The organism is Rhizobium sp. 1399, assembly GCF_031455475.1.
Lineage (GTDB): Bacteria > Pseudomonadota > Alphaproteobacteria > Rhizobiales > Rhizobiaceae > Rhizobium.
Genome location: NZ_JAVDSU010000001.1, coordinates 442055 through 465448, shown reverse-complemented (window position 1 = coordinate 465448; position 23394 = coordinate 442055). Strand labels below are relative to the sequence as shown.

The window sequence follows — 23394 nt, the reverse complement described above, 5'->3', positions numbered from 1 at the left end:
TGGCATCTTCGGGATGCAAATCAAGCAAAGTGAAGGACAGACACCCTGCCTGTCCAGCCTGTGACCAGCTGACCCTTCCTGCACGACCTCGCAGGCGGGGCGGGCTGTTCTGCGCCCCGAAGAAAGGAGAGTTCGATGCGCACTCATGAACAGACACTAGAACTCGACTGCGGCAAGCTCGCCCCGACGTTCATGCAGCGTCTTATGGCTGGCCTTGCGCCGCTGGCAACCGCCCTTCGCATTGTGCGCAATCGCTCGCAGGTGAATGGGCTGCACGATCTCGATGATTATCAACTGCAGGATATCGGCCTGACGCGGGCCGATGTGACCTCTGCATTTCTCGCTTCGACCTTCTTTGAAGATCCGTCGGAGCATCTGACGCAGGCGGCCAAGCGCCGCTGGCGTATTGCGGTCATGCGCCCCTACAGGGACTGAACGCACGCGTTTCCCCGCAGGGTGATAGCCAATAGCCCTGCTGCTTAACCCGGTGATCGGCTTTCCCAAGCCATCTCCGGGTTTTTTTATTTCTTGGCGGCGGGAGCGGGATCTTCGGGGGAGGGCGCGGATTTGGGCCGATAGGCCTCGAAGATGGCTTCAAGGTTCTTCTGATAGCTTTTCTGCACTTCGAGACCGCTGTCGAACATGGCGTTCAGCATCTCAGTATAGCTGTCGCCGGCTTTCGGTTCTTCCTTCGGCGGCTCCGGAGCCTTCGCTGTCGGTTGCTGGAAACCGGCCATCATTTCCTGGAATGCCTTGGCAAAGGGGTTGTCGAGGAAAGGATTGGCAGGCTGCGGCGCCGCTTCCGGTTTCGGCACGCTGAACATCAGCTGCATGGCCTGTGTGAACGGATTATCGAAAATGCTGGGCTCGGGTGCTGCCTTCGGCTTCGGCGCAAAACCGGTGCTCTCAAGCCATTGCTGGATCGTCTCGCCCATGGCGGTATTGACGAAGGGATTGACCGGTGTCGCCATCTGCCCCATCGATTGCTTAAACAACCCGCCCATCAGCGTGCCCGCCATGACCGGCAGCATCTGCTTGTAGATTTCCTGGCCGATGCCGGTCATCTGCGCCGCCTGCGCGGCAATGGCGCGCGAGACCTCTTTGGAGCCGAAAAGCTGGGCGAGGATATTGTTGCCGTCGGAAATGCCTTCAGGGGTAAAGGCCCTGTTCATGTCCTCGAAATATTTGGCATAATTGCCCGACGCCACGGCCTGCATAAGGCCGACGAAATCATAGGGGTTGCTGGTGCTGCGCTTGAGGCCGGCGGAAAAGGCCGGCGTCAGTGCGGCCATCGCCTTTGTTGCCTGTTCCTGCGCGAGGTTGAACTGCTTGGCAACGGCGTCCATCGCCGCCCCGTTCTGCGCCTGCATCATCATGTCGAAGAGTGGCAGCATGAAAGTCCCTTTCCCGGAATAGCGGCGCATATTCGCGCCACTATAGCTCGAAATGGGATTGTGCAAACGGCTTTTTGGAAGGGGCGGCTTGCCTCTTAGTATTGATATTCCTGGAAGACCGGCTCGACCGAGTCGTTCCAGCGGCCGTGATAGAGCGCCAGCAGATCCTCTGCGAGCGTCGCCTTCTTGGCCAGAACCTCGTCGAGTGGTGCCAGGAAGATGCTCTCGTCGACGCCGTCGCCATTCAGCCTGTTGCGTGCTTTCAGGCCGGCGCGGGAAATATTGACGACCTCGCGCGCCGTGTCGATCAGCGCATGTCCGCGGAACTCGGCCTTGAGACCTTCTTCCGGCACCGCGTTGCGCAGCGTATTCACTTCTGCAAAACCCCAGTCCTTGGTCAGTTCGTCGGCGGCCTGGAGAGCGGCGTCATCATAGAGCAGGCCGACCCAGAAGGCCGGTAGGGCACAGATGCGCCGCCACGGCCCGCCATCCGCGCCGCGCATTTCCAGGAAGCGCTTCAGGCGCACATCCGGGAAGAGCGTCGAAAGATGATTCGTCCAGTCGCCCATCGTCGGCTCATAGGCGGCGATCTCGCCTTTCAGCGCGCCGTTCATGAACTGGCGGAATGTGACGTGGGTCGCCCTGTGATAGTGCCCGTCGCGCATGACGAAATACATGGGTACGTCGAGCGCCCATTCGGCATAATCCTTGAAGCCGAAATCGTCGCGGAAGGTGAAGTCCAGGAGGCCGCTGCGCCTGTTGTCCACGTCGCGCCAGACATCGCCGCGCCAGGAGAGCATGCCGTTCGGCTTGCCTTCGGTGAAGGGAGAGGAAGCGAAGAGCGCGGTCGCCAGCGATTGCAGCTTCATCGAGACGCGCATCTTGCGGCGCATATCGTCTTCCGAGGAGAAATCGAGGTTCACCTGGATCGTACAGGTGCGATACATCATGTCGAGACCACGGGTGCCCACGTCGGGCATGTAGCTGGTCATGATTTCGTAGCGCGACTTCGGCATATGCGGGGTTTCCGCATAGGTCCATTTCGGGCTGCCGCCGATGCCGAGGAAACCGATGCCCATGGGCTCTGCGATCTCGCGCACCTGCGCCAGATGCTGGTTGGATTCCTTGCAGGTCTGGTGAATGTTTTCAAGCGGTGCGCCCGAGAGCTCGAACTGGCCGCCGGGCTCGATCGAGATGGCGCCCATGCCGCTCTGCTCGCCAAGACCGATGATATTGTCGCCGTCCGTGATCGGCTCCCAGCCGCTCTTGGCCTGCAGGCCCTTCAGCAGCGCCGAAATGCTGGCTTCGCCGAAATAGGGAACCGGGCTGTTGTCTTTGCGGAAGAAGACGAACTTCTCATGTTCCGTGCCGATGCGGAACCGGTCCTTCGGCTTATTGCCGGCGGCAAGATAGTCGGTCAGCTCCTGAACCGAAGAGATCGGCGTCTGGTCGGTGGTGTCGCGAGCCATGAAAGTACCTGTATTCGGGAAGGCGCCGGGGCCGGGGCAATTGGAAGGGTGATTAGTGCCCAAGCCAGCTAAGTTGCAAGTGAAATTGTTTCAACAGGTCATCAAAAAAATAGCAGCACTTTCCTTTCAATCGGCCTCCGGCGGTTAATTCCAGTCGCCGATGGCAGCCTGTATCACTGCCATAGCCGCGACCGCTGCCGTGTCGGCGCGCAGGATGCGCGGCCCGAGGGGGATAGCGGTCACGAAATCGAGGCTGTGCAGGCGCGTTCGTTCCTCCTCCGAAAAGCCGCCTTCAGGGCCGACCAGCAGCGCAATCTTCCGTTCAGTCACTTTAGAAAGCAGCGGCAGCGGGTTCTGCCCTGCGTCGCCCTCATCGCAATAGATGATGCGCCGGTCCGCAGGCCAGCGGTCGAGCAGATCGGCAAGCCGCACGGGCTCGGCCACATCGGGAATGCCCAGGATGCCGCACTGTTCCGCCGCTTCGATGACATTGGCGCGGATCTTGTCGAGATTGGTGATCTTGCCTTGCACATGCTGGGTCATGACCGGCTGCAAAAAACCGGCGCCCATTTCCACCGCCTTCTGCACCAGATAATCCATGCGACCGACCTTCAGCGGCGCAAAGAGATAGTGCAGGTCGGATGGGGCAGGCTGCAGCCTGGTCTCTTCCGTCGCCGTGAGCAGGATGCGCTTGCGGGTGGGGAAGGTGAGGCTCGCCTTCCATTCGCCGTCGCGGCCGTTGAAGAGCAGAATTTCCGCACCCTCTTCCATGCGCAGGACATTGGCGAGATAGTTGAACTGCTCCGAATTGGCCTCGACGGCGGCACCTGTTGACAAGGGAGCATTGATGAAAAGCCGCTGCATGCGGAAATTGGCGCGCATCTTAAGACCCTGACTCACATGAAGAGCGCGAACATAGCCCAATAAATCACCGCCGCAAGCGCGGCCGAGACCGGCACTGTAATGACCCACGCCCCGACGATCGTCATGAAATGCGACCGGCGAACCAGATAACGCCGTCGGGCTTCATGAACGTTCGGCTCCGGTTCGTCGATCTCGAAGCTTTCAGTCTTGCGGCGTATGAATTCGATACGGCGCTTCGAATTGCGCGTGTACCACTCGCGGAAAAAGCCGACGCCGAACACCGAGCCGACGGCGATATGGGTGGTGCTCACCGGCAGGCCGAGCCAGGAGGCGACGATGACCGTGAAGGCGGTCGAGAGCGCTACACAATAGGCGCGCGTCGGATTGAGCTTGGTGATCTCCTCACCGACGAGCCGGATAAGGCGCGGCCCGAAAAGCAAAAGGCCGACCGAGATTCCAAAGGCGCCGATCAGCATCACCCAGAGCGGCGGGTGGCCGATCATGCTGTTGTCGGCAATACCGGCAGAGTGAACGATCGCCGAAAGCGGACCGACCGCATTGGAGACATCGTTTGCGCCATGCGCGAAAGAGAGCAGGGCGGCCGAACCGATCAGCGGAAAGTGGAACAGTGTGCGAAGCGAGCTGTTGCGGTTTTCGAGATTCTCTGCCTGCCGCAAGACGACCGGCCGCACCACGAGCCAGCTGACGAGACCGATCCCGATGCCGATCAGGAGGATCGTCAGCGACGAGTATCGGCCCCGCGGCGCGAGCTGCAGCACCATATAGGCCATGAAACCGCCGGCCATCACGGCGATCATGATGGGAACCCATTGCCTGGCGGCGGCGATCTTGTCCTCGCGATAGAGGATGAGGGTCTTGACCAGATAGAGGAGCCCCGCGGCGACCAGCCCGCCGATCAACGGCGAGGTTATCCAGCTCGCGGTGATTTCCAGCATGACCCGCCAATTGACCGGCTCGAATCCGACCGCTCCCACGCCGGCACCGATCACAGCACCGACGATCGCATGCGTCGTCGAAACCGGCGCATTCATCCAGGTGGCGAGGTTGATCCAGAGTGCGGCAGCCGTGAGCGCCGCCATCATGATCCAGCCGAGTGTTGCCGGCGGGACCTGAACCGTATCGACTATACTGGACGAAATTGTCTTGACGACCTCGCCGCCGGCAATCGTCGCGCCCAGCACCTCGAAGATCGCGGCGATGATGAGCGCCTGTTTCATGGTGATGGCGCGTGCACCAACCGCTGCGCCGACATTGTTGGTCACGTCATTGGCGCCGATATTCATCGCCATGTAGGCGGCAAGTGCTGCAGCCGCAATCACCAGCACCGCGCCGGGCCTGTCAAACACATAGACACCGGCAAAAAGCATCGCCAGGCCGAGAAAGATCAAGCCAAGCCCGGGCGCCACCAGCCGTCGCGAGACATATTTGGCCGCATCCTCGACATGGGTGACCTTGTCGAGATCCTTATCAAGCGTGCGTTTCGTAAGGACGGCGTTGCGTTGCGGCATTCTGTTTCCTGGCTAAGTCCTGCTTTTGCGCCGCCTTTTCTAGCGGCACAAGATGGCAAGACTTATTCCGCCGGAATTTGTTTCGGAATGCCGCCAGAAAGTTTTTCAGCCATGCGCCGTTTAAAGGCGAGGAACAGGTTACGCAGTTCGGGTTCCTGGACGCGCTTGACCGCTTCGTCGCAGGAAACCCACTCGACGGTCCGCTCGCCCTTTTCTTTGAAATTCTTCGCCACACCAGTCACTTCGAGGGCATAGACCTGGACCTTGCAGGTCACCTTCATGCCGTCGCGCAAAACTTTGGGGTAGGTATAGTCGCCGAGCGTTTCGGTCTCCACCGTGCCGCGTACGCCAGCCTCTTCCAGGGCTTCCTGTGCCGCAACTTCATAGGCACATTTGCGGTTCATCGGCCAGCCCTTGGGGATCACCCAGCGCCCGGTATCGCGGCTGGTCATCAGCAGAACTTCGAGCTCACCCGTCTTCTTTTTGACCCGGTAACAGAGCGCAGCATATTGCTGTCGCGGCGGACGCCGAAACATGAGTTGCACATCAGAAGCCAGGCGGGCAAGAAGGGTCAATTGTCGGGTCACCTTTACGTTCGTTAGGCTGAGTCGTTATTATATTAGTATGATATGAAAAGCTTGCGCGATCCATACGTGCAAAACGAACCGAAAAACTATTTTATCCACTGTACATAGGAAAAATCGAGACCAGGCAGGTTCGGAAATCTCGCCATTTCCTGTCCCGAATGCGTCGTTTTGCACAGCTGTACAATATGGCCCGACCTTGCCTTTCATTCAATGGCGAGATCTTCTGATCCACCGTGATTTTCTACAATGTGGTAACCATGCGACTCCCACCCCTCAACGCGATCCGCGCCTTTGAAGCTGTCTGTCGTCACGGTAGCATTTTGAAGGCGGCCGAAGAGCTGGGCGTGGTGCGCGGCGCCGTGCGCCAGCAGATATCGACGCTCGAAGATCACCTCGCCAGCAAGCTCTTCGTGCGTGACGGCCGCAGGCTGGTTCCGACCGAGAAGGCAAGCGCCTTTGCCGAGGCTGCCGGTGCTGCCCTGACCATATTGAAACGCGCCGCCGATGAATTCGAAGAGGCGGGCAGGCAGCGCATCCGCCTTGGCGTGCCGTCGGCTTTCGCCATCTGGTGGCTGATGCCGCGAGCGGCCGACATGCAGGCAAGCCTTGGCAATATCGAGATCGATATCGTGCCGATGACGGTAGTCGAACCCTTGTCGCAACATCCGGATTTCGACGCCGTGATCATGGGCGGCGAGATCAGATCTTCTGCCGGTATCACCGAAACACGCTTCATGGAGGATGAATTCGGCCCGGTTGCAACGCCCGCAATGGCCGGCAGACTTGCAGGCGACGCCGCGGCCTTGGCGGAAGCAAACATCCTTGTCAGCCGCAGCGCGCCGAAACTCTGGACAGAATGGTTTGCAGAAAGCGGTACGCCCCCTGTTGCCTTTTCCCGTCTTCGAGAATTTGAGGATCTTCTTCTGGCAGTGGGCGCTGCCCGTGCGGGCCTCGGCGTTGCGCTGGCGCCGAAAGCTTCGATCGAGGACGATCTCGCCCGCGGCATTCTGGCCGCCCCTTACGGCTTCATCCGCCGGCCGGCTGGTTACAGCCTCTGCTGCCGGACATCGGATGCGAAACGGCCGGCCTTCGCAGCGCTCCGCAACTGGCTGCGGCGCTCGGGCGGCGCGTCCTGAAAGGGCAGTTTTTCTGCCCTTTCATCAGAAATATCTCCATGCCCGCCCTATCTTTGCCTCGCTAGAACAGACGGGAACGAAAGGGCATGAGATGGAAAAACCTGCGACACGCATAGACTGGATCGGGAATAGCTGCCGCCTGCTGAAGGCAACGGCTACGGAATTCGAAAAGACGCGCCCCTTTGCCGGTCTTTCGATCGGCACCGGCATCCATCTGGAACCGAAGACGGTCGCTCTGCTGATGACCCTGCGGGCCGGTGGGGCGCGCCTGATCTGCACCGGCAACCTGAACAGTACACAGCCGGCAACCGTGGAATTCCTGCGCGCGCAGGGCATCACTGTCTTCGCAACCCAGACGACCGATCCCGTCGCCCATCACCGGAGCCTTGAAGCCGTCGTTGCCGAAAAGCCCGATCTCTTGCTGGACAATGGTGGTGATCTCTTCGCGATCGCAGCCGAGAGGCCCTACGCCGATCTGCTCGGCGGCACGGAAGAAACGACCTCCGGCCGAACCCGCCTGCTGCCGATGCGCGACCGGCTCGCCATGCCGATCCTCGTCATCAACGACAGCCCGATCAAGCAATTCGCCGAAAACAGGCATGCCGTCGGCCAAAGCCTGTTCGAAAGCTACATGCGCTTCACCAACCGCTCCACCAATGGCAAGCGTGTGACCGTCTTCGGTTACGGCGCCTGCGGCAAGGGCACGGCGGCCGCCTTCCGCAACGCCTTCTCGACGGTAAGCGTCGTCGATATCGATCCTGTTACCAGCCTGGAGGCGCATCTGGACGGCTTCATCACGCCGCTCCGCGAACAGGCGATCCGCTCGGCGGACGTGATCGCCACTGTCACGGGTTTTCCCGGCATTGTCACTGTCACCGATCTGCCGCTGATCAAGGACGGTGCGATCCTCATGAACGGGGGGCATTTCCCGCATGAGATCGATGTCGCAGCCTTCCGCAGCCATCCCGATGTCGTTGATATCGATCGGTACGAGGCCGATTTTATCGAGACCTTCCACCTGAAGGACGGTCGGTCCTTCCACGTGCTCGGCGGCGGTCATATGGCCAATCTCGCCGGCCCACGCCCGCTCGGGAACTCTGTCGAATCCATGGACCTCGGCTTCACCCTGCAGGCCCGCTGCCTGGAGCGGGTCGCAAAGCGCAGTGTCGGCACCGAATCCTGCATCGTGCCGGTGCCCGCGGATATCGACGCAATGGTCGCGAGCGCCTATCTCGATCTGGCGCGCTAAAGCAATTCAGCAAAAGTGTATAGCGGTTTTGCGTGTGGAATTGCGTAAGCAAGAAAGCAATTCCAGTAAAAGTGCGTAGCGATTTTGCGTCCGCAATTGCGGGAAACGAACGGACAGAGCGTCAGATTTCCACGACGACCTTGCCTTCGGCCTGACGGCTTTCGAGCAGCCGATAGGCTTCTCCCACGTCTGCGAGCGAAAACTGCCGCGGATCGAGATTTGGCATCATCATTCCGGCTTCGACACGCTGTGCGACCTGCTTGAGGACTTCGCCATGGTGGGCGCGGTCTTCGCCGGTCAGCAGCGGTGCCAGCGTGAAGACGCCGGAATAGCTGGCGCCCTTGAAGGAAAGCGGCGCCAGCGAATGCGTGCCCCAGCCGAGGCTGCTGACAACATGGCCGAACTTGGTGACGGCCTGGAAGGCAGCTTCGAGGCCCCTTCCGCCGATCGTATCGTAGACGATGTCGAATCCTTTCCCGTCGGTATATCGGGCGACAAAATCTTCAGTCGTCTCCTTCGTATAGTCGATCGGCGTTGCACCAATACTGAGGATGTATGCGGCCTTCGAACTGCTATCGACGGCATAGACCTCGGCACCGGCAACGACTGCCATCTGCACAACGATATGGCCGACGCCGCCACCACCACCGATGACCAGCACCTTCTGCCCGGCCTTCACCTGAGTGCGTTCTTCCAGACCTTCCCAGGCGGTGATGGCGATCAACGGTAGGGCGGCCGCCTGGCGCAGGGTGAGATTGCGCGGCTTCAGCGCAATGAGATCGGCATCGACGGCGGCAAATTCCGCTAGCGATCCCTGCAACCCGCCGACACCACCCGTCATGCCATAGATTTCGTCACCGACGCGAAAACTGATCACGCCAGGGCCAACCGCCTCGACGATCCCTGCCATGTCGATGCCGAGAATGGCGGGCAGGGGATGGCGTGCATGGGCGGCCTCGCCGGCCCGGATCTTCGTATCCAGCGGATTGAGCGCAGCGGCCTTGATGCGCACGAGAATCTGACCGGCTTCCGCGACGGGCTTTGCAATATCGGCAATGGTGAATTCGGCATTCTGCGCTTCGACGAGCGCTGCTTTCATGCTGCTCATGGAACTTCTCCTTGATCTGTTGGACGCAGAATGCCGCATTGAATTCTGAATGAAAATCAAAGATAACGCATGTAGGTCATGCATTTTTGTTTGAGGCTAAACCCTTGGAATGGAGCGATCTCAAACTCTTTCTCGCCATCGCGCGGCTCGGAACCCTAGGCGCCGCTGCACGCAGCCTCCGCCTGACGCAGCCGACTATGGGTCGACGCCTGCGGGCGCTCGAAACCTCGCTCGGCCAGACGCTCTTTCAGCGTACCGCCGATGGTTTCATCCTGACGGATGAGGGTACGACCGTCTTTGCCCATGCAGAACGTATGGAAGAGGAAGCGCTCGGACTGGAGCGCGAGCTTGCCGGCCAGAACAGGCAGCTCGACGGCCTTCTGCGCCTGTCCTCGTCCGACTGGTTCGGCGCGCATGTGCTTTCACCTGTCTTGGCGGAGTTCTCGGCCGCCTATCCGAAAGTCGTCATCGAACTCCTGACCGATAGCCGCCTCATGAGCCTCGCGCGCCGCGAGGCCGATATCGTCTTCCGCATCGCGCCATTCACCGAGACGGAGGTCATATCCCGCAAGCTGCTGCATATCGATTACCGCCTCTATATCCGCCGCGGCCTGCCACATCCCGAGGCCGGTGATGGGGCCGGCGCCCGGCTCGTCACCATGGATGAGGCCTTCGGCGGCATGCCCGATGTCAGCTGGCTGAAGCGTCTGCTGCCGAAGGCTGATATCGCCATGCGCAGCAATAACAGAGATGTGCAGGCGACCCTCTGCGCCAACGGCGCCGGCCTTGCCGTCCTGCCGTGCCCGCTCGGCGATGCCATCCCAGCCATCGAGCCCGTCGATCTCGGCGAAGCGCCGCCCGGCCGCGATACCTGGGTCGGCTATCATCGCGATATGAGACGGCTGGCGCGGCTTCGGGCGCTGCTCGATCTCGTCATCGAGCGGCTGGCGGATTAGTCGCCTGCTCGCCCGAGCTCAGCGCTCCCAGTACGGAACAGGGCCGTAGAGCTCGGCCAGAAAATCGATGAACAACCGAACCTTGGCCGGCAGAAACTGCCGGCTTGGGTAGACCGCCGAGAGCGTAACGTTGTGCGAACCCTCGTAGGCCGGCAGCACCTGCACGAGCTTGCCGTTCTTCAGCTCTTCGCCGATGTCCCAGGTGGAACGCAGCGCAATGCCGAGGCCGGCAATGACTGTTTCGCGGATCACCTCACTGGAATTGGTGATCAGCATGCCTTCGGGCCGCAGGCTGAAGGCCCCATCCGGCCCGTCCAGCCGCCAGACATCATTGTTATGGGCCGGCAGACAGCGGTGCTGCTTCAACTCTTCGATATGTTTGGGCATGCCATTGGCTGCAACATAATCGGGCGAGGCGCAGAGCACCCGACGCACAGGCGCCAGCCGACGGGCGACAAGGCTGGAATCGGTCAGCTCCGCGATCCGGATGGCGAGATCGAAGCCGCCGCCGACGATATCGCTGAACTCGTCGGTCAGCACCAGATTGATCGCCAGCTCCGGATGGGCTTCCATGAAAGCCTTGAGATGCGGGGCGATATGCATGCGGCCGAAGGAGGTGGGCGCCGAGATCTTCAGCGTGCCGTGCATCTGCGCCGAACGCCCGGAAATATAGAATTCCGCCTCCTCGAGCCCTGCCAGGATGCCGAGAACGCGATCGTAAAAACCCTGGCCGGATTCGGTGAGCGAAATCTGCCGTGTCGTGCGCTGCAGGAGCCGCGTGCCGAGCCGGTCCTCCAGCCGCTTGATGCGCTTGGAGACGACGGCAGGGGAAAAGCCGAGCGCGCGGCCGGCGAGCGACATGCTGCCGGTTGAAACGACCTTGGCAAAGATTTCGAGATCACCCAGATTGGTCATAAGCTTTTATAACTTTTTCCCTTTTGGCATAAGTGCTTAACATTTGCGCCGGTTTCGGGAAAGTGCTAAGCCGAAAGAACCGGTTACAAGGAGGATTTGTCACTGGTTTCCGTCATGTTGGCCGAGGGAGAACGCCATGTCCGACGCCATTTCGTTCCTCGCTCCGCGCCCCGACGTTCTTGCGCGCCGCAAGGAAATTGTTGCCGATCTCGTCGATCTCCTGCCGCCGGAATGCCTGATCCACGAAGCGCGCGAACTCGTGCCCTTCGAGACAGATGCATTCGTCTCCTACCGCCGCCTGCCGCTCGCCGTTGCCTTGCCGCGCTCGACCGCGGAGGTGGCAGCCATCATGAAATACTGTCATCGCTACGGCATTCCGGTCGTCCCTCGTGGAGCCGGCACCTCGCTTTCGGGCGGCGCCATCCCGCAGGAAGATGCCGTCGTGCTCGGCCTGTCGAAGATGAACCGCATCCTGGAGATCGACTTCGCCAATCGCTGCGCCGTGGTTCAGGCCGGGGTCACCAATCTCAACATTTCCGAAGCCGTCTCGGCGGACGGTTTCTTCTATGCGCCCGACCCGAGCTCGCAGCTGGCCTGCACGATCGGCGGCAATATCGGCATGAATTCCGGTGGTGCGCACTGTCTGAAATATGGTGTCACGACCAACAATCTGCTCGGCGTCAAGATGGTGTTGACCGACGGCACGGTGATCGAGCTCGGCGGTAAGGCTCTGGATGCGGCGGGCTACGATCTGCTCGGCCTCGTCTGCGGTCATGAGGGCCAGCTCGGTATCGTCACCGAAGCGACGGTACGCCTGATCGCCAAGCCGGAAGGCGCCCGGCCGGTGCTTTTCGGTTTCGAAAGCTCCGAAGAGGCAGGCCGCTGTGTCGCCGACGTCATCGCCGCCGGCATCATTCCCGTTGCCATCGAATTCATGGACAAGCCGGCGATCGAGATTTGCGAGGCCTTCGCCCATGCCGGCTACCCGCTTGATGTCGGCGCGCTCCTGATCGTCGAGGTCGAGGGATCGGAAGCGGAAATGGACGACATGCTGAAAAGCATCGTCGACATCGCCCGCAAACACTGCGTCAAGACGGTGCGCGAATGCCAGTCGGCAACCGAGGCGGCGCTGATCTGGAAAGGGCGCAAGTCCGCCTTCGGCGCCACCGGCCGCATTGCCGATTACATCTGCATGGATGGTACCGTGCCGCTGAGCCAGCTTTCGCATGTGCTGCAGCGGACGTCCGAGATCGTCGCCGGTTACGGCCTGCGCGTTGCCAATGTCTTCCATGCCGGCGACGGCAACATGCACCCACTGATCCTCTTCAATGCCAATGACCCCGAGGATGCCGCCAAGGCCGAAGCGGCCGGCGACGATATCCTGAAGCTCTGCGTCGACGCCGGCGGCTGCCTGACCGGCGAGCATGGCGTCGGCATCGAGAAACGCGATCTGATGCGTCATCAATATTCCGAGGCCGATCTTGCCCAGCAGATGGCGGCGCGCGCCGCCTTCGATCCGCAATGGCTGCTGAACCCTTCCAAGGTCTTCCCGCTCGAGGGGCGTCCTACCGCATGATCGATCTGGTGCCTGCAAGCGAAGAAGAAGCCGCAGCAATCATCCGCGCGCATGCGCAAGAGAGTCGTGCGCTCGCCATCAGCGGCGGCGATACGCGTTCTGGTTTCGGTAATGCGGTCGACGCGGAGGATCGCCTGCGCTCGACTGGCCTGTCCGGCATCGTCTCCTACAATCCCGGTGAGATGGTGATGACAGCAAAGGCGGGTACACCAATCGCCGAAGTCGAGGCGGCCCTTGCCGAAAACAACCAGATGCTGGCTTTCGAACCCATGGATCATCGCGCCGTGATGGGCACCTCGGGCGAACCGACGATCGGCGGCGTCTTTGCCGCCAATGTCTCCGGCCCGCGCCGCTTCGTGGCGGGGGCTGCTCGTGACAGCCTGCTCGGCATCCGCTTCGTCAACGGTAAAGGCGAGATCATCAAGGCAGGTGGCCGCGTGATGAAAAATGTCACGGGCCTCGATCTGGTCAAGCTGCTCGCCGGCTCGCACGGAACGCTCGGCTTCCTGACCGAGGTGACTTTCCGTGTGCCGCCGCGTGCGAAGACGGAGGAGACTGTCGTCATCTCCGGTCTCAACGATGCCGAGGCCGCAAATGCTATGGCAGCGGCCATGGCTTTGCCGGTGGAGGCCTCGGGTGCTGCTCACCTGCCTTTGACGGTGACCTGGAAATTTATCGGCGGCAACCTGCCCGAGGGCGAGGCGACGGTGCTGCGCATCGAAGGCCTACCCGGCTCGGTGGAATCGCGCGTGGCAAAGCTTCTGTCGGCGATGGCGCCCTTCGGGCAGGTCGCGAGCCTGGATCGGGCCGCCAGCCGCCAGCTCTGGCAGGAAGTCCGCGATGTGGCGCCCTATGCCGATGGCACCGCCCGACCTGTTTGGCGTGCTTCGGTCGCACCGGGCATTGGCCATCAGCTTGTTGCGGCCCTGCGGCTGGAAGCCGGTGTCGATGCTTTCTACGATTGGCAGGGTGGTCTAGTCTGGACGCGCATGGAAGCCGATCCGGAAGCTGATCTGGTCCGCCGCTTCATCAAGGCGCTCGGTGGCGGCCATGCGACGCTCATCCGCGCCTCGGCTCAGGCAAGAGCGGCGACGTCAGCCTTCCATCCCGAGGAAGACGCAGTGGCACTGCTTTCGCGCCGCGTGAAAGAAAAGTTCGATCCGTCGGGGATCTTCAACCCGGGGAAGATGGCGGGACACTGAAATGCAGACCAACTTCACCCTTGCCCAGCTTGCCGATCCGCATGTGGCCGAATCCGAGCAGATCCTGCGCAAATGCGTCCACTGCGGCTTTTGCACCGCCACCTGTCCAACCTATGTTACGCTCGGCAACGAACTCGACAGCCCGCGCGGTCGCATCTATCTCATCAAGGACATGCTGGAAAACGGTCGCGCGGCGGATACGCAGGTCGTCACCCATATCGACCGCTGTCTCTCCTGCCTTGCCTGCACCACGACCTGTCCTTCCGGCGTCGACTATATGCATCTCGTCGACCATGCCCGGGTTCACATCGAAAAGACCTATAAGCGGCCGTTCATGAACCGGCTGACGCGCGCCATTCTGGCGGCGGTGCTGCCCTATCCCGGCCGTTTTCGTGCAGCACTTGCGCTTGCGCGCATCGGTCGTCCCTTTGCCGGCTTGATGCGCGGGGCAGCACTGAAGCCGTTTGCAGCCATGCTGGCGCTTGCGCCATCAAGCATTCCGGCGCCGTCGCCTTTTGCCCGGCCTGGCCGGCATGAGCCGCAGGCCGAACGCCGCGGCCGCGTCGCGATCCTCACCGGCTGCGCCCAGCCCGTTCTCGATCCCGCCATCAACGAGGCGACCATCCGGCTGCTGACACGATTGGGCGTGGAGGTGGTTGTCCCCGAGGGCGAGGCCTGCTGCGGCGCTCTCGTCCATCATATGGGGCGCGAAGAGCAGGCTCTCGCCTCGGCCCGTGTCAATGTCGATGTCTGGACCCGCGAGATCGAGGCTGGCGGCCTCGACGCGATCATCATCACCGCCTCCGGCTGCGGCACGACCATCAAGGACTATGGCCACATGCTGCGCCTTGACCCGGCCTATGCCGGCAAGGCGGCGCAGGTTTCTGCCCTTGCCAAGGACGTCACAGAATATCTGGCCGGCCTCGATCTGCCCGCCCACATGCCGAAAGGCATCACCGTTGCCTATCACTCAGCCTGTTCCATGCAGCATGGGCAGAAGATCACCATGGCGCCAAAGCATCTGCTCAAGGCGGCAGGTTTTACCGTTCGCGATCCGGCCGAGGGCCATCTCTGCTGCGGCTCGGCCGGCACCTACAACATCCTGCAGCCGGATATTTCCGCTACCCTCAAGGCCCGCAAGGTCAAGAATATCGAGGCGACCAAGGCCACTATCATCGCCACCGGCAATATCGGCTGTATCACCCAGATCGGTTCAGGCATGGCCACGCCGATCCTGCACACCGTCGAGCTTCTGGACTGGGCTTATGGCGGTGCTGTGCCTGAAAAATTAAGGGATTTGCCGCTAGCCTGAGAGCATCGATTCATTGGCCGATCTCAAGGGCCGATCTCAGGAGTTCTGGCTATGTGGCGTGGATTGACGGTGCTTGCCGTATTGCTCGGCGCGGCTGGTGCGGCGCGCGCCGACAGTCGCTATTTCTGTTCTGCAGACGACAAGGATGTGCGCTTCACGCTCGAAAGCGCTTTTGAAGATGGAGGCGGTCACAAGCTGATCCATTTCCGTGGCGCGCTGATGCTCAAGGACGCCAATAAATCCAAAAACTTCGGCAAGCGGATCCTCGAATCGAAGGATTTGACAAACCGCTGGTCGCGCGATGGCGATCTGCGCCTGGAAGTTTTCACGACGGACGGTACTGACGCTGAAAGCGAGTCTCTAGATCTCGCGGTTCTCGCCGGCGAGCACGGCAAGGCTTCGCCGAATTTCAGCGGCACTTATGCTTTGCGCATCGAAGGCAGCACAAGCTTCTTCGTCGTCGATGGCAAGGTTAGCTGCGGCACCAAATAGTCCCGCATTTCTATCTCTTTGTTTTTACATAATTCCGGACGCAAGACCGCTGTACGCTTTTGCTGGAATTGCTCCAGATTACCAGTGGTAGGAAATACCGACGTTGACGGCGTTTGTGACGATGTTCGTCTTCAGGCGGTCGCCGCTGTCGATCGGAACGTCGACGCGCGAATAGGTGCCCTTGTATTCCACGAAGGTCGACCAGTTGTCGGTGACGCGGAAGTCGACGCCAGCCTGCGCCTGGAAGATCACGCCGCCGAATTCATAGTCGAAGGTCGTGCCCTGGGGACGGGTGACTTCGACGTGCGGAATGTTTACCCCGACACCGGCGCCGAGATAGGGGGTCCAGCGGCGGGCCGGGTCCTTGAAGCGGTAGAGGCCGTTGACCGTCAGGAGGTTCAGGCCGTCGGTGAATTCGAAATGCGTCCAGCCCGGCGAGCGTGCCATGGTCTCGTCATCGGCATAGACCTTGTCATGGGTATAGTCGAGCGACACGCCCCAGTTCGGCAGGTTGAAGTCGCCCAGCCACCAGGTAACGCGGCCGCCGTAATAGGGCGGGCTGCCGAACGACTTGCCCTCCCAGCCGGCGCTGAAGGAGGTGCCGTCGGAAACATCGACGTGGCTATGCGGCGCCGTCTGGTAACCGCCATAGATAGAAAATTCCAGATCCTCGGCCGAAGCTGTGCCAGCCACCGACGCAAGTGCGGAAAACGCAATGCCTGCCAGAAGCATGGTGGAAAGACGCAATGCATATGCCATTGAATATCCCCGAAGTACCGAAAGGTGATCAGGTCGATTCTGTGGCAGGGTTCTGTGTCACAATCTTAACAAACAAAAAGGCGCACGAGGTGCGCCTTTATTTTTTTGTTGAAAGTGTGGCTCAACCGCCAAACATGGTGCGCAGGATATCGATGCCCTTGTCTTGGAAGGCGACATTGCCCTGCTTGTTGCCGGGACCGACGACGATGACCTTGGTGCCGACGGAGACGCGGCTGTAAAGATGCGAGACGTCGTTATTCATCATGCGGATGCAGCCTGAGGACATGTTGAGGCCGATCGTCCAGGGCTGGTTCGTGCCGTGAATGCGGAAGATCGTGTCGCGGCCGCCCTTGTAGAGATACATGGCGCGCGCACCGAGCGGATTATCAGGGCCGCCGGGCTGAACGGCGGGAAGATTGTGACCTTCGCGGGCCTCGCGGGCGCGCATCTCAGCCGGCGGCGTCCAGCTCGGCCACTCGGCCATGCGGCCGACCGTCACGACACCCGACCAGCCGAAACCGTCGCGGCCGACGCCGATGCCGTAGCGCGTGGCGCGGTTATTGCCTTCGACGAGGTAGAGAAACTTGTTGTTGGTGTCGACGATAATGGTGCCGGGCTTTTCGCTGGTGGCAAGACGGACGACACGCTTGCGGAACTGTGGCTTGATCTCGCGGGTCTGCTTGACGCCGCGCACGGCGTCCGTAGCCGTCATGACCGGTTCCGCGCTGACGGTCACAACTGTACAGGACAGCGCAACGGCAGCCGCCGCTGCGAGCCTAAAAAACTGCTTCATTTTCGATACCCTCTCCTTCAGACCGCGTAGAGGCTAGTCAAATCGGTTTGAATTTCAAGTCGGAGAGCTGAGGGACACGGTTTTTTGTTGTCAAGCGGGCGGCTGTTCTTGCCGTCCGCTGGCGTTATTTGGCCTTTACATCACGATGACGCGGGTGCCGATGTTGACGCGATCATAAAGGTCGACCACGTCCTCGTTGCGCATGCGGATACAGCCGGAGGAGACGGCGCTGCCGATCGTCCAGGGCGCATTGGTGCCGTGAATGCGGTAGAGCGTGGAACCGAGATACATGGCACGGGCGCCGAGCGGATTTTCCGGGCCGCCATCCATGCGGGCGGGAAGATAATGGCCCTTGGCGGCTTCGCGGCTCACCATTTCCGAGGGTGGCGTCCAATCCGGCCACTCCGCCTTGCGGGTGATCTTGTGGGCGCCTGCCCATTCGAAGCCGGGCTTGCCGACGCCGACGCCGTAGCGGCGGGCCTTGCCGCCATCCACGACGAGGTAGAGGAAGCGGTTGTTGGTGTCGATGATAAGCGTGCCGGGCCTTTCCTTCGTATCGTAATCGACGATCTGCGGCAGGAACTGCGGCTCGACCTGCCCACGGATGACGGGGACGCCGGGACGGATGGCCGACACGGTCTGCGGTGCCGGCTGCGGCGCGCGCTGGATGTACGTCCGGCGCTGGAAAAGGCCGCGCTGCTGTACGACGACCGGCCGCTGGTAGACGACGGGACGAACCGAACCGCCGCCGAGCTGGTTGATCCAGGGGGCGGTGAGATCGGGGCTCAACACCACGGGCGGACGGGAGGCGTAGCGGTCGTCTGCAAGGGCGGCCGTGGACAGAATGCCGAGCATGGCTGCGGCAAGGACAAGGGGTTTCATCATCGGACGAACTCTCTACAAATGACCGAAAATGCGCTGGCGGAATTGTCCGCCTGCGGTCATGCTGCCACCGCGTTCGCCAGCGAATGGTAAATACGGATTCATTAAAAGGCGACGGACGGAATAAACTTTTCGTCAGGGTTACCGTTCGGTTTGGAAAGAAGGTTTGCAAATGGTAAAGCCGGATTCGCAGCCGCAAAACGAGAAGAAAATATGAGCGAAACCGGCATCATCATCGGCGAGGATGGCAAGAGCCGCTGCCACTGGCATGCGAATCTGCCCGACTACCTGCGCTACCACGATGAGGAGTGGGGCAGGCCGGTCACCGATGACATCAGGCTCTTCGAAAAGATCTGTCTCGAAGGCTTTCAGTCCGGTCTTTCCTGGCTGACGATCCTGCGCAAGCGCGAGAATTTCCGCGCCGCTTTCGCCGGCTTCGATTTCGAGAAGGTGGCGCGCTTCGGCGACGAGGATATCGCTCGCTGCCTTGCTGACGCCGGCATCATCCGCCATCGCGGCAAGATCGTATCGACGATCAACAATGCGCGTCGCGCAATCGATCTCAGGAGCGAATTCGGCACTCTCGCCCGCTACTTCTGGAACTATGAGCCGCGCCAGGAAGATCGTCCTGCCGTCGTCGACCGCCAGCATATCGTCGCCAATCCGACCACCGCCACGTCAGTCAGGATTTCCAAGGATTTGAAGAAGCGCGGCTGGACCTTTGTCGGACCGACCACAGTTTATGCCTTCATGCAGGCTATGGGTCTCGTCAACGATCATCTCGAAGGCTGCTTCTGTCGCGCTGAAGTGGAGGCAATGCGCGCAGCATTGGCGCGCCCATGAAGCCGCTTCTTGTGTTTGCCACAGCACTTTTCCTGTCCGCCTCCGCAGCCATTGCGCAGACGCCGCAACTCGACCCGGGCGAGAAAATCGAAAAGCTGCAGTTCCCCGCCGTGACCATGCAATTGAAGGGTTGGACCAAGTTCGGCAACAGCCACGTCTATACGCTGCCCGTGCGCGTCGACCAGCATGTGAAGATCAGCTTCGAGACAAAGAGCAAATTCGCCTATCTCGCGATCTTCGATCTGTCGAAACCCGATGACGAAGCCTTTTTCGGGACGGACGAGGACGGCACCAGCTACGAGACGACCGTCAAGGAAAACGCTACCTGGCTGCTGCGCCCTTACTATTCCAAGGTCTCGCCGCGCCGCGGGCTGGGCGCGCCCTACAGCATCCTGATCGAACCGCTTGCCGCGGCTCCTCAGCCGGTGAAGCCGGCGCCTCAACAGGAGGAGCGGCCGTCGCTTTTTCCGAAGCGGTAATAACCGAGAGCAATTTTAGCAAAACTGTGCAGCGGTTTTGCGTCCGGAATTGCGTAAGGATGCTTTAGCCAAGCCCGTCGATCAGCCCGCGCAATTCGCCGAGATGGACAATCCTGCGGAAGCGCGGCGCGTCTTTCGGCTCCTCGACCCGCTCCAGGACCCAGGTGAGCTCGTGGGGCACGAAGACACCGTAGCTGCCGGCGGCAATGGCCGGCACGATATCGGACTTCAGCGAATTGCCGACCATCATCGCCCGCTCCGGCCCGTCGCCGACCTTGGAGAAGATGCGCCGATAGGTGACGGCCGTCTTGTCGGAGACGATTTCGACAGCATCGAAATAGTCGCCAAGTCCAGACTGGGCGAGCTTGCGCTCCTGATCGAAGAGATCACCCTTGGTGATCACCACCAGCAGATATTTTCCCGCAAGCGTTTCCAGTGTGTCGCGCACATGCGGCAGGGTTTCGACCGGATGGGACAGAAGGTCGCGTCCGGTATCGAGGATCTTGGCGATTACACTCGCCGGCACCTTGCCCTCGGTGATTTCGATCGCCGTTTCGATCATCGACAGCGTGAAGCCTTTGATGCCGAAACCGTAATGGGCGAGGTTGCGTTTTTCGGCTTCGAGAAGCCGCTCGGAAATCTTCGCGCCCTCGGCGAAATCAGCGAGAAGCCGGGTAAAATGCTCTTCCGTCAGTCTGTAATAATGTTCGTTCTGCCAGAGTGTGTCATCGGCATCGAAACCGATCGTCGTCAATGGTCGGGCGGTCATATACGCACCTCTAGAAATACGCCCTGTCGATATAAGGCGGGCAATCTATTCCCAGCCTGTGTCGAGACAAGGGCGTCTCCACGGGGCCGTGTTCCGTTGAAAAACGCGGGCCGGCGACCTACATGAAGAGTGCCTCACCTTGCAGCCAGCCCCGGCTGTGCCTGTTACGCGCAGGCCAATAATCAAAAAATAGAGTTCAGCAGTCCGCAAGCCCCTATTGCGGCAGACACAAGGGAATTTCTCGACATGCGTTACAATCAACTCGGAAATACCGGACTTTTCGTATCTGAAATCTGCCTTGGAACCATGACATTCGGGGAGGCCAAGCAAGGCACCCCCTGGGGCGCCATTGCCGATGTCGACCAGAAGGCGGCCGATGAGATCGTCCAGCGTTCACTGGATGCCGGCGTCAATTTCATCGATACCGCAGACGTCTATTCGTTTGGTGAATCCGAGCGGCTGCTCGGCCAGGCACTGAAGAACCTTGGCGTGCCGCGCAAGGATGTCGTCATCGCCACCAAGGTCTATGGCGTTATGGGCGACAAGCCGAACGACCGCGGCGCCTCGCGCGGCCATATCATGGATTCCGTCGAGGCAAGCCTCAAGCGCTTGCAGACGGATCATATCGATCTCTACCAGATCCATGCCACCGATCCGGTCACGCCGATCGACGAGACGCTTCGCGCGCTCGACGATCTCGTCTCCCGCGGCCTGGTCCGCTACGTCGGCGTGTCCAACTGGCAGGCATGGCGCATCGCCAAGGCGCTCGGCATTTCCGAGCGTAAGGACTATGCCCGTTTTGAGACCGTCCAGGCCTATTATTCGATTGCCGGCCGTGACCTCGAACGCGATATCGTGCCGCTGCTGCAGGAAGAAAAGCTCGGCCTCATGGTCTGGTCGCCGCTCGCTGGCGGCCTGCTCTCGGGCAAATACGGTCCGGGCGCACCGGGCAATGGTGAAGGCCGCCGCGCCAATTTCGACTTCCCGCCTGTCGACAAGGATCGGGCCTGGGGCTGCGTTGCCGTCATGCGCGAAATCGCCGAAAAGCATGGCGTCAGCGTCGCCACGGTGGCGCTTGCCTATATCCTCGCGAAGCCCTTCGTCACGACCGTCATCATCGGCGCCAAGCGCGTCGATCAGCTCGACCAGAACCTTGCTGCCGTCAAGCTGAAGCTCGATGCCGAGGAGATCAAAAAACTCGATGAGGTCAGCGCCCTTGCTCCGGAATATCCGGGCTGGATGCTTTCCCGCCAGGCCGCCGGCCGCCGCCCGGTCGATTTCGAGCCCAAAGCCTGATCAAGCAAAGGACTGATTGAAGAGGGCCGCCGTTCCGACGGTGGCCCTTATTCTTTGCTGCCGACTTATTTGGCGTGCGCCTTCAGCCAGGCATTCATCTCGGCGATTTCAGCCTCCTGCGCCTTGATGACACTCTCGGCAAGTTTGCGGATTTCCGGATCCTTTCCGTACTGCAGCTCGATCTTTGCCATGTCGATCGCTCCCTGATGGTGAGGGATCATGCTGCGGACGAAATCCACATCGGTATCGCCGCTCAGTTTGATCATCATATCCTTGTGCATCCTGTCATTGGCCTCCGTGAAAGCCTGGCTGGACGGGCCGTGGCCGCCCATGTGCTTGGACATATCCATGGTCGGCATGTCCTCGGCAAAGACGGGTGCGGCAACGGCGATGCTGGCGGAAAGGGCGATGATTTTCAGAGACATGAGTATTCCTTCCTCTGTCTGACAATAGGGTCTGATGGCAGCGCATCGCTGCCGTTCTGCAAAAAGGGATCGTCAGACGAAGCGGGGAGGCGGCGCCTGTGGTGTGGGCCTGTTGTCCCTGAGCGCCCGGTCGAGCGCAGGAGACGGATAGGCGAAAACATGCTTGCCGCCATCGGCAAGCAGATCGGCCGGCGGCAGCACCATGCAGGCGGCGCAAAGCGGCATATGGGCAACGCCTGTGGAGCAAGGGTCTTTCGCAGAATCGGCCTTAGCCGCCATGTCGGGCATGGCCATGCCCTCCATGTGATGATGCGTCATGCTGGCTTCGGTCTGAACCGCAGTGCTCATCGATGCGCAGGTCGGGCAGCCAGCCCATGCCGACAGGGTGCTGTAGACCAGCCAGCCGAAAAACATCGTCATGAGAGCCAATGCGCGCATGCGAGAAACATAGGCAAGCCCAGGCGAAAAGCCAAGCCGCTCACCAGGCAGCAATGACCTTGTGAACGATCTGGTAGTCACGGCTTTCTTCGCCAAGCGGTGCGACGGGCCAATCCCAGCCGGCCTTCGCCTCGGGCGGCGCCACGCCATGCAGCAGGTCGGCTTCCTCATGTACTTTGCCAGTCCGGTCGATGACCATGTAGGAGATATCGGTCACCAGGCAGGTGCGGCAGGGCTGCGCTGCAAGTCCCTCGATATGCGCCGCTATCAGCCTCTCAACGGTATCGTCAGGCATCCCGGATGGAGCTTCCGCCTCATATTGTCGTTTGACGCCCCGGCCGATCTGCGAGAGCAGGTTGGCGGAAACGACGAAGTCGAGATAGGGCACGCTGCGCAGGAAGCCGAGCGGCTCGGGATCTTGTCCTGCCTTGAGATCGCCATAGCCCGAGAGATCGCGTTCGATCAGCCGCACGTTCCGATAGCGCTTGCCCCTCAGCCGCAGGCGCACCGATGCCAGATGTACGAGATCGACGAGCACCACCGTATCGAAACTGTCAGCCAGTTCCTCGATCGGCACGTCCCGGAGCAATCCGGACCCGAGCACGACAGCGGTCCGCCGCTGCGACAGGCCTGATATCGCGGCGGAAATGGCCTTCTTGCTGTTGGCCTCATGGGCCGCCCAATCGCGGCTGCAGCGGCCGGCGCGCGACCACAGATTGACCGAATAGCGCACGAAGCGGCGGTGCGCGCTGCCCGTAAGCGCTGCTGTGGCGAGATACTGAAGCGCTTCCGCGATCATGGCTATATCCTGATAACAGGTTCTTTCCGCATCGTTCCATCGATTCTGGTCGCCATATCAAGGCCCTTGCCCTTGCCGCTACCCGCCCAATCCGCTAGGAAACCGCCACTGTCACATATGTG

The 23394-nt window shown here is 60.8% G+C and carries 25 protein-coding genes; 11 read left to right on the top strand and 14 right to left on the bottom strand.

Annotation, left to right across the window (positions count from 1 at the left end; translation table 11 throughout):
• The first annotated feature begins 135 nt into the window (after window positions 1–135).
• Window positions 136–435 (top strand): DUF1127 domain-containing protein, encoded by a 300-nt coding sequence (locus tag J2X71_RS02465; protein WP_310378644.1) that lies wholly within the window; start codon window positions 136–138, stop codon window positions 433–435.
• Between the two features lie 86 nt (window positions 436–521).
• Here the strand turns inward: J2X71_RS02465 and J2X71_RS02460 are convergent, their stop codons facing one another.
• The 5 genes from J2X71_RS02460 to J2X71_RS02440 form a co-directional block, all read right to left on the bottom strand.
• The gene (locus J2X71_RS02460; RefSeq protein WP_310378642.1) at window positions 522–1394 is read right to left on the bottom strand and encodes a DUF937 domain-containing protein; all 873 of its coding nucleotides are present in this window, start codon (window positions 1392–1394) and stop codon (window positions 522–524) included.
• A gap of 95 nt (window positions 1395–1489) precedes the next feature.
• The gene (locus J2X71_RS02455; RefSeq protein ID WP_310378640.1) at window positions 1490–2863 is read right to left on the bottom strand and encodes a glutamate--cysteine ligase; all 1374 of its coding nucleotides are present in this window, start codon (window positions 2861–2863) and stop codon (window positions 1490–1492) included.
• A gap of 144 nt (window positions 2864–3007) precedes the next feature.
• The gene (locus J2X71_RS02450; RefSeq protein WP_310378638.1) at window positions 3008–3745 is read right to left on the bottom strand and encodes a 16S rRNA (uracil(1498)-N(3))-methyltransferase; all 738 of its coding nucleotides are present in this window, start codon (window positions 3743–3745) and stop codon (window positions 3008–3010) included.
• A gap of 14 nt (window positions 3746–3759) precedes the next feature.
• On the bottom strand, window positions 3760–5256 hold the full coding sequence (locus J2X71_RS02445; protein WP_113324146.1) for an inorganic phosphate transporter: 1497 nt from the start codon (window positions 5254–5256) through the stop codon (window positions 3760–3762).
• A 62-nt stretch (window positions 5257–5318) separates the two neighbouring features.
• Window positions 5319–5831: an NUDIX hydrolase gene (locus J2X71_RS02440; RefSeq protein WP_007819215.1), complete on the bottom strand. Its 513-nt coding sequence runs from the start codon at window positions 5829–5831 to the stop codon at window positions 5319–5321.
• A gap of 269 nt (window positions 5832–6100) precedes the next feature.
• Here J2X71_RS02440 and J2X71_RS02435 point away from each other — a divergent pair, with 269 nt between their 5' ends.
• Complete coding sequence (locus J2X71_RS02435; RefSeq protein WP_310378635.1) at window positions 6101–6979, top strand: LysR substrate-binding domain-containing protein; 879 nt, start codon at window positions 6101–6103, stop codon at window positions 6977–6979.
• Between the two features lie 91 nt (window positions 6980–7070).
• The gene (locus J2X71_RS02430; protein WP_310378633.1) at window positions 7071–8228 is read left to right on the top strand and encodes an adenosylhomocysteinase; all 1158 of its coding nucleotides are present in this window, start codon (window positions 7071–7073) and stop codon (window positions 8226–8228) included.
• A gap of 121 nt (window positions 8229–8349) precedes the next feature.
• Here J2X71_RS02430 and J2X71_RS02425 read toward each other — a convergent pair whose 3' ends face one another.
• Window positions 8350–9336, bottom strand: coding sequence for a zinc-dependent alcohol dehydrogenase family protein (locus tag J2X71_RS02425; RefSeq protein ID WP_310378631.1), 987 nt, complete (start codon window positions 9334–9336; stop codon window positions 8350–8352).
• Window positions 9337–9440: 104 nt separating this feature from the next.
• Between J2X71_RS02425 and J2X71_RS02420 the strand changes: the two genes are divergently transcribed.
• Window positions 9441–10292 carry a LysR family transcriptional regulator gene (locus J2X71_RS02420; protein ID WP_310378629.1) on the top strand — a complete coding sequence of 284 codons (852 nt, stop codon included), beginning with the start codon at window positions 9441–9443 and terminating at the stop codon, window positions 10290–10292.
• 18 nt (window positions 10293–10310) lie between these two features.
• Here J2X71_RS02420 and J2X71_RS02415 read toward each other — a convergent pair whose 3' ends face one another.
• Window positions 10311–11207, bottom strand: coding sequence for a LysR family transcriptional regulator (locus J2X71_RS02415; protein ID WP_310378627.1), 897 nt, complete (start codon window positions 11205–11207; stop codon window positions 10311–10313).
• Window positions 11208–11343: 136 nt separating this feature from the next.
• On the opposite strand from J2X71_RS02415, the gene J2X71_RS02410 reads away from it, so the two are divergent.
• The 4 genes from J2X71_RS02410 to J2X71_RS02395 are packed head-to-tail and all read left to right on the top strand — an operon-like array spanning window position 11344 to window position 15789.
• Window positions 11344–12783, top strand: coding sequence for an FAD-linked oxidase C-terminal domain-containing protein (locus J2X71_RS02410; protein WP_310378625.1), 1440 nt, complete (start codon window positions 11344–11346; stop codon window positions 12781–12783).
• Window positions 12780–13985, top strand: a complete 1206-nt coding sequence (locus J2X71_RS02405) for an FAD-binding protein (protein WP_310378623.1) — start codon at window positions 12780–12782, stop codon at window positions 13983–13985. The genes J2X71_RS02410 and J2X71_RS02405 overlap by 4 nt, the downstream gene beginning before the upstream one ends.
• A gap of 1 nt (window position 13986) precedes the next feature.
• Complete coding sequence (glcF, locus tag J2X71_RS02400) at window positions 13987–15297, top strand: glycolate oxidase subunit GlcF (RefSeq protein WP_310378621.1); 1311 nt, start codon at window positions 13987–13989, stop codon at window positions 15295–15297.
• Window positions 15298–15348: 51 nt separating this feature from the next.
• On the top strand, window positions 15349–15789 hold the full coding sequence (locus J2X71_RS02395) for a hypothetical protein (protein ID WP_310378619.1): 441 nt from the start codon (window positions 15349–15351) through the stop codon (window positions 15787–15789).
• Between the two features lie 78 nt (window positions 15790–15867).
• Here J2X71_RS02395 and J2X71_RS02390 read toward each other — a convergent pair whose 3' ends face one another.
• From J2X71_RS02390 to J2X71_RS02380, 3 genes are all read right to left on the bottom strand, one after another.
• Window positions 15868–16548 (bottom strand): outer membrane beta-barrel protein, encoded by a 681-nt coding sequence (locus tag J2X71_RS02390; RefSeq protein ID WP_310378617.1) that lies wholly within the window; start codon window positions 16546–16548, stop codon window positions 15868–15870.
• 121 nt (window positions 16549–16669) lie between these two features.
• Window positions 16670–17341, bottom strand: a complete 672-nt coding sequence (locus J2X71_RS02385; RefSeq protein WP_113323884.1) for a L,D-transpeptidase — start codon at window positions 17339–17341, stop codon at window positions 16670–16672.
• 135 nt (window positions 17342–17476) lie between these two features.
• On the bottom strand, window positions 17477–18226 hold the full coding sequence (locus J2X71_RS02380; RefSeq protein ID WP_310378615.1) for a L,D-transpeptidase: 750 nt from the start codon (window positions 18224–18226) through the stop codon (window positions 17477–17479).
• A 210-nt stretch (window positions 18227–18436) separates the two neighbouring features.
• Here J2X71_RS02380 and J2X71_RS02375 point away from each other — a divergent pair, with 210 nt between their 5' ends.
• Together J2X71_RS02375 and J2X71_RS02370 are read left to right on the top strand one after the other, a co-directional pair.
• Window positions 18437–19066 (top strand): DNA-3-methyladenine glycosylase I, encoded by a 630-nt coding sequence (locus J2X71_RS02375; RefSeq protein WP_310378613.1) that lies wholly within the window; start codon window positions 18437–18439, stop codon window positions 19064–19066.
• Complete coding sequence (locus J2X71_RS02370; RefSeq protein WP_310378611.1) at window positions 19063–19545, top strand: hypothetical protein; 483 nt, start codon at window positions 19063–19065, stop codon at window positions 19543–19545. Before J2X71_RS02375 ends, J2X71_RS02370 begins: the two co-directional genes overlap by 4 nt.
• 64 nt (window positions 19546–19609) lie before the next feature.
• Here J2X71_RS02370 and J2X71_RS02365 read toward each other — a convergent pair whose 3' ends face one another.
• Window positions 19610–20314, bottom strand: coding sequence for an HAD family hydrolase (locus tag J2X71_RS02365; RefSeq protein ID WP_113323880.1), 705 nt, complete (start codon window positions 20312–20314; stop codon window positions 19610–19612).
• Between the two features lie 246 nt (window positions 20315–20560).
• On the opposite strand from J2X71_RS02365, the gene J2X71_RS02360 reads away from it, so the two are divergent.
• Window positions 20561–21610 (top strand): aldo/keto reductase, encoded by a 1050-nt coding sequence (locus J2X71_RS02360; protein WP_310378608.1) that lies wholly within the window; start codon window positions 20561–20563, stop codon window positions 21608–21610.
• A 65-nt stretch (window positions 21611–21675) separates the two neighbouring features.
• On the opposite strand, the gene J2X71_RS02355 is transcribed toward J2X71_RS02360, so the two are convergent.
• The 3 genes from J2X71_RS02355 to J2X71_RS02345 all read right to left on the bottom strand — a co-directional run bounded on the left by J2X71_RS02355 (window position 21676) and on the right by J2X71_RS02345 (window position 23272).
• On the bottom strand, window positions 21676–22035 hold the full coding sequence (locus J2X71_RS02355) for a DUF305 domain-containing protein (protein ID WP_310378606.1): 360 nt from the start codon (window positions 22033–22035) through the stop codon (window positions 21676–21678).
• A gap of 72 nt (window positions 22036–22107) precedes the next feature.
• Entirely contained in the window at window positions 22108–22473 is a 366-nt protein-coding gene (locus tag J2X71_RS02350) for a hypothetical protein (protein ID WP_310380037.1), read from the bottom strand.
• A 40-nt stretch (window positions 22474–22513) separates the two neighbouring features.
• Window positions 22514–23272: a hypothetical protein gene (locus tag J2X71_RS02345; protein ID WP_310378604.1), complete on the bottom strand. Its 759-nt coding sequence runs from the start codon at window positions 23270–23272 to the stop codon at window positions 22514–22516.
• Window positions 23273–23394: the final 122 nt, after the last annotated feature.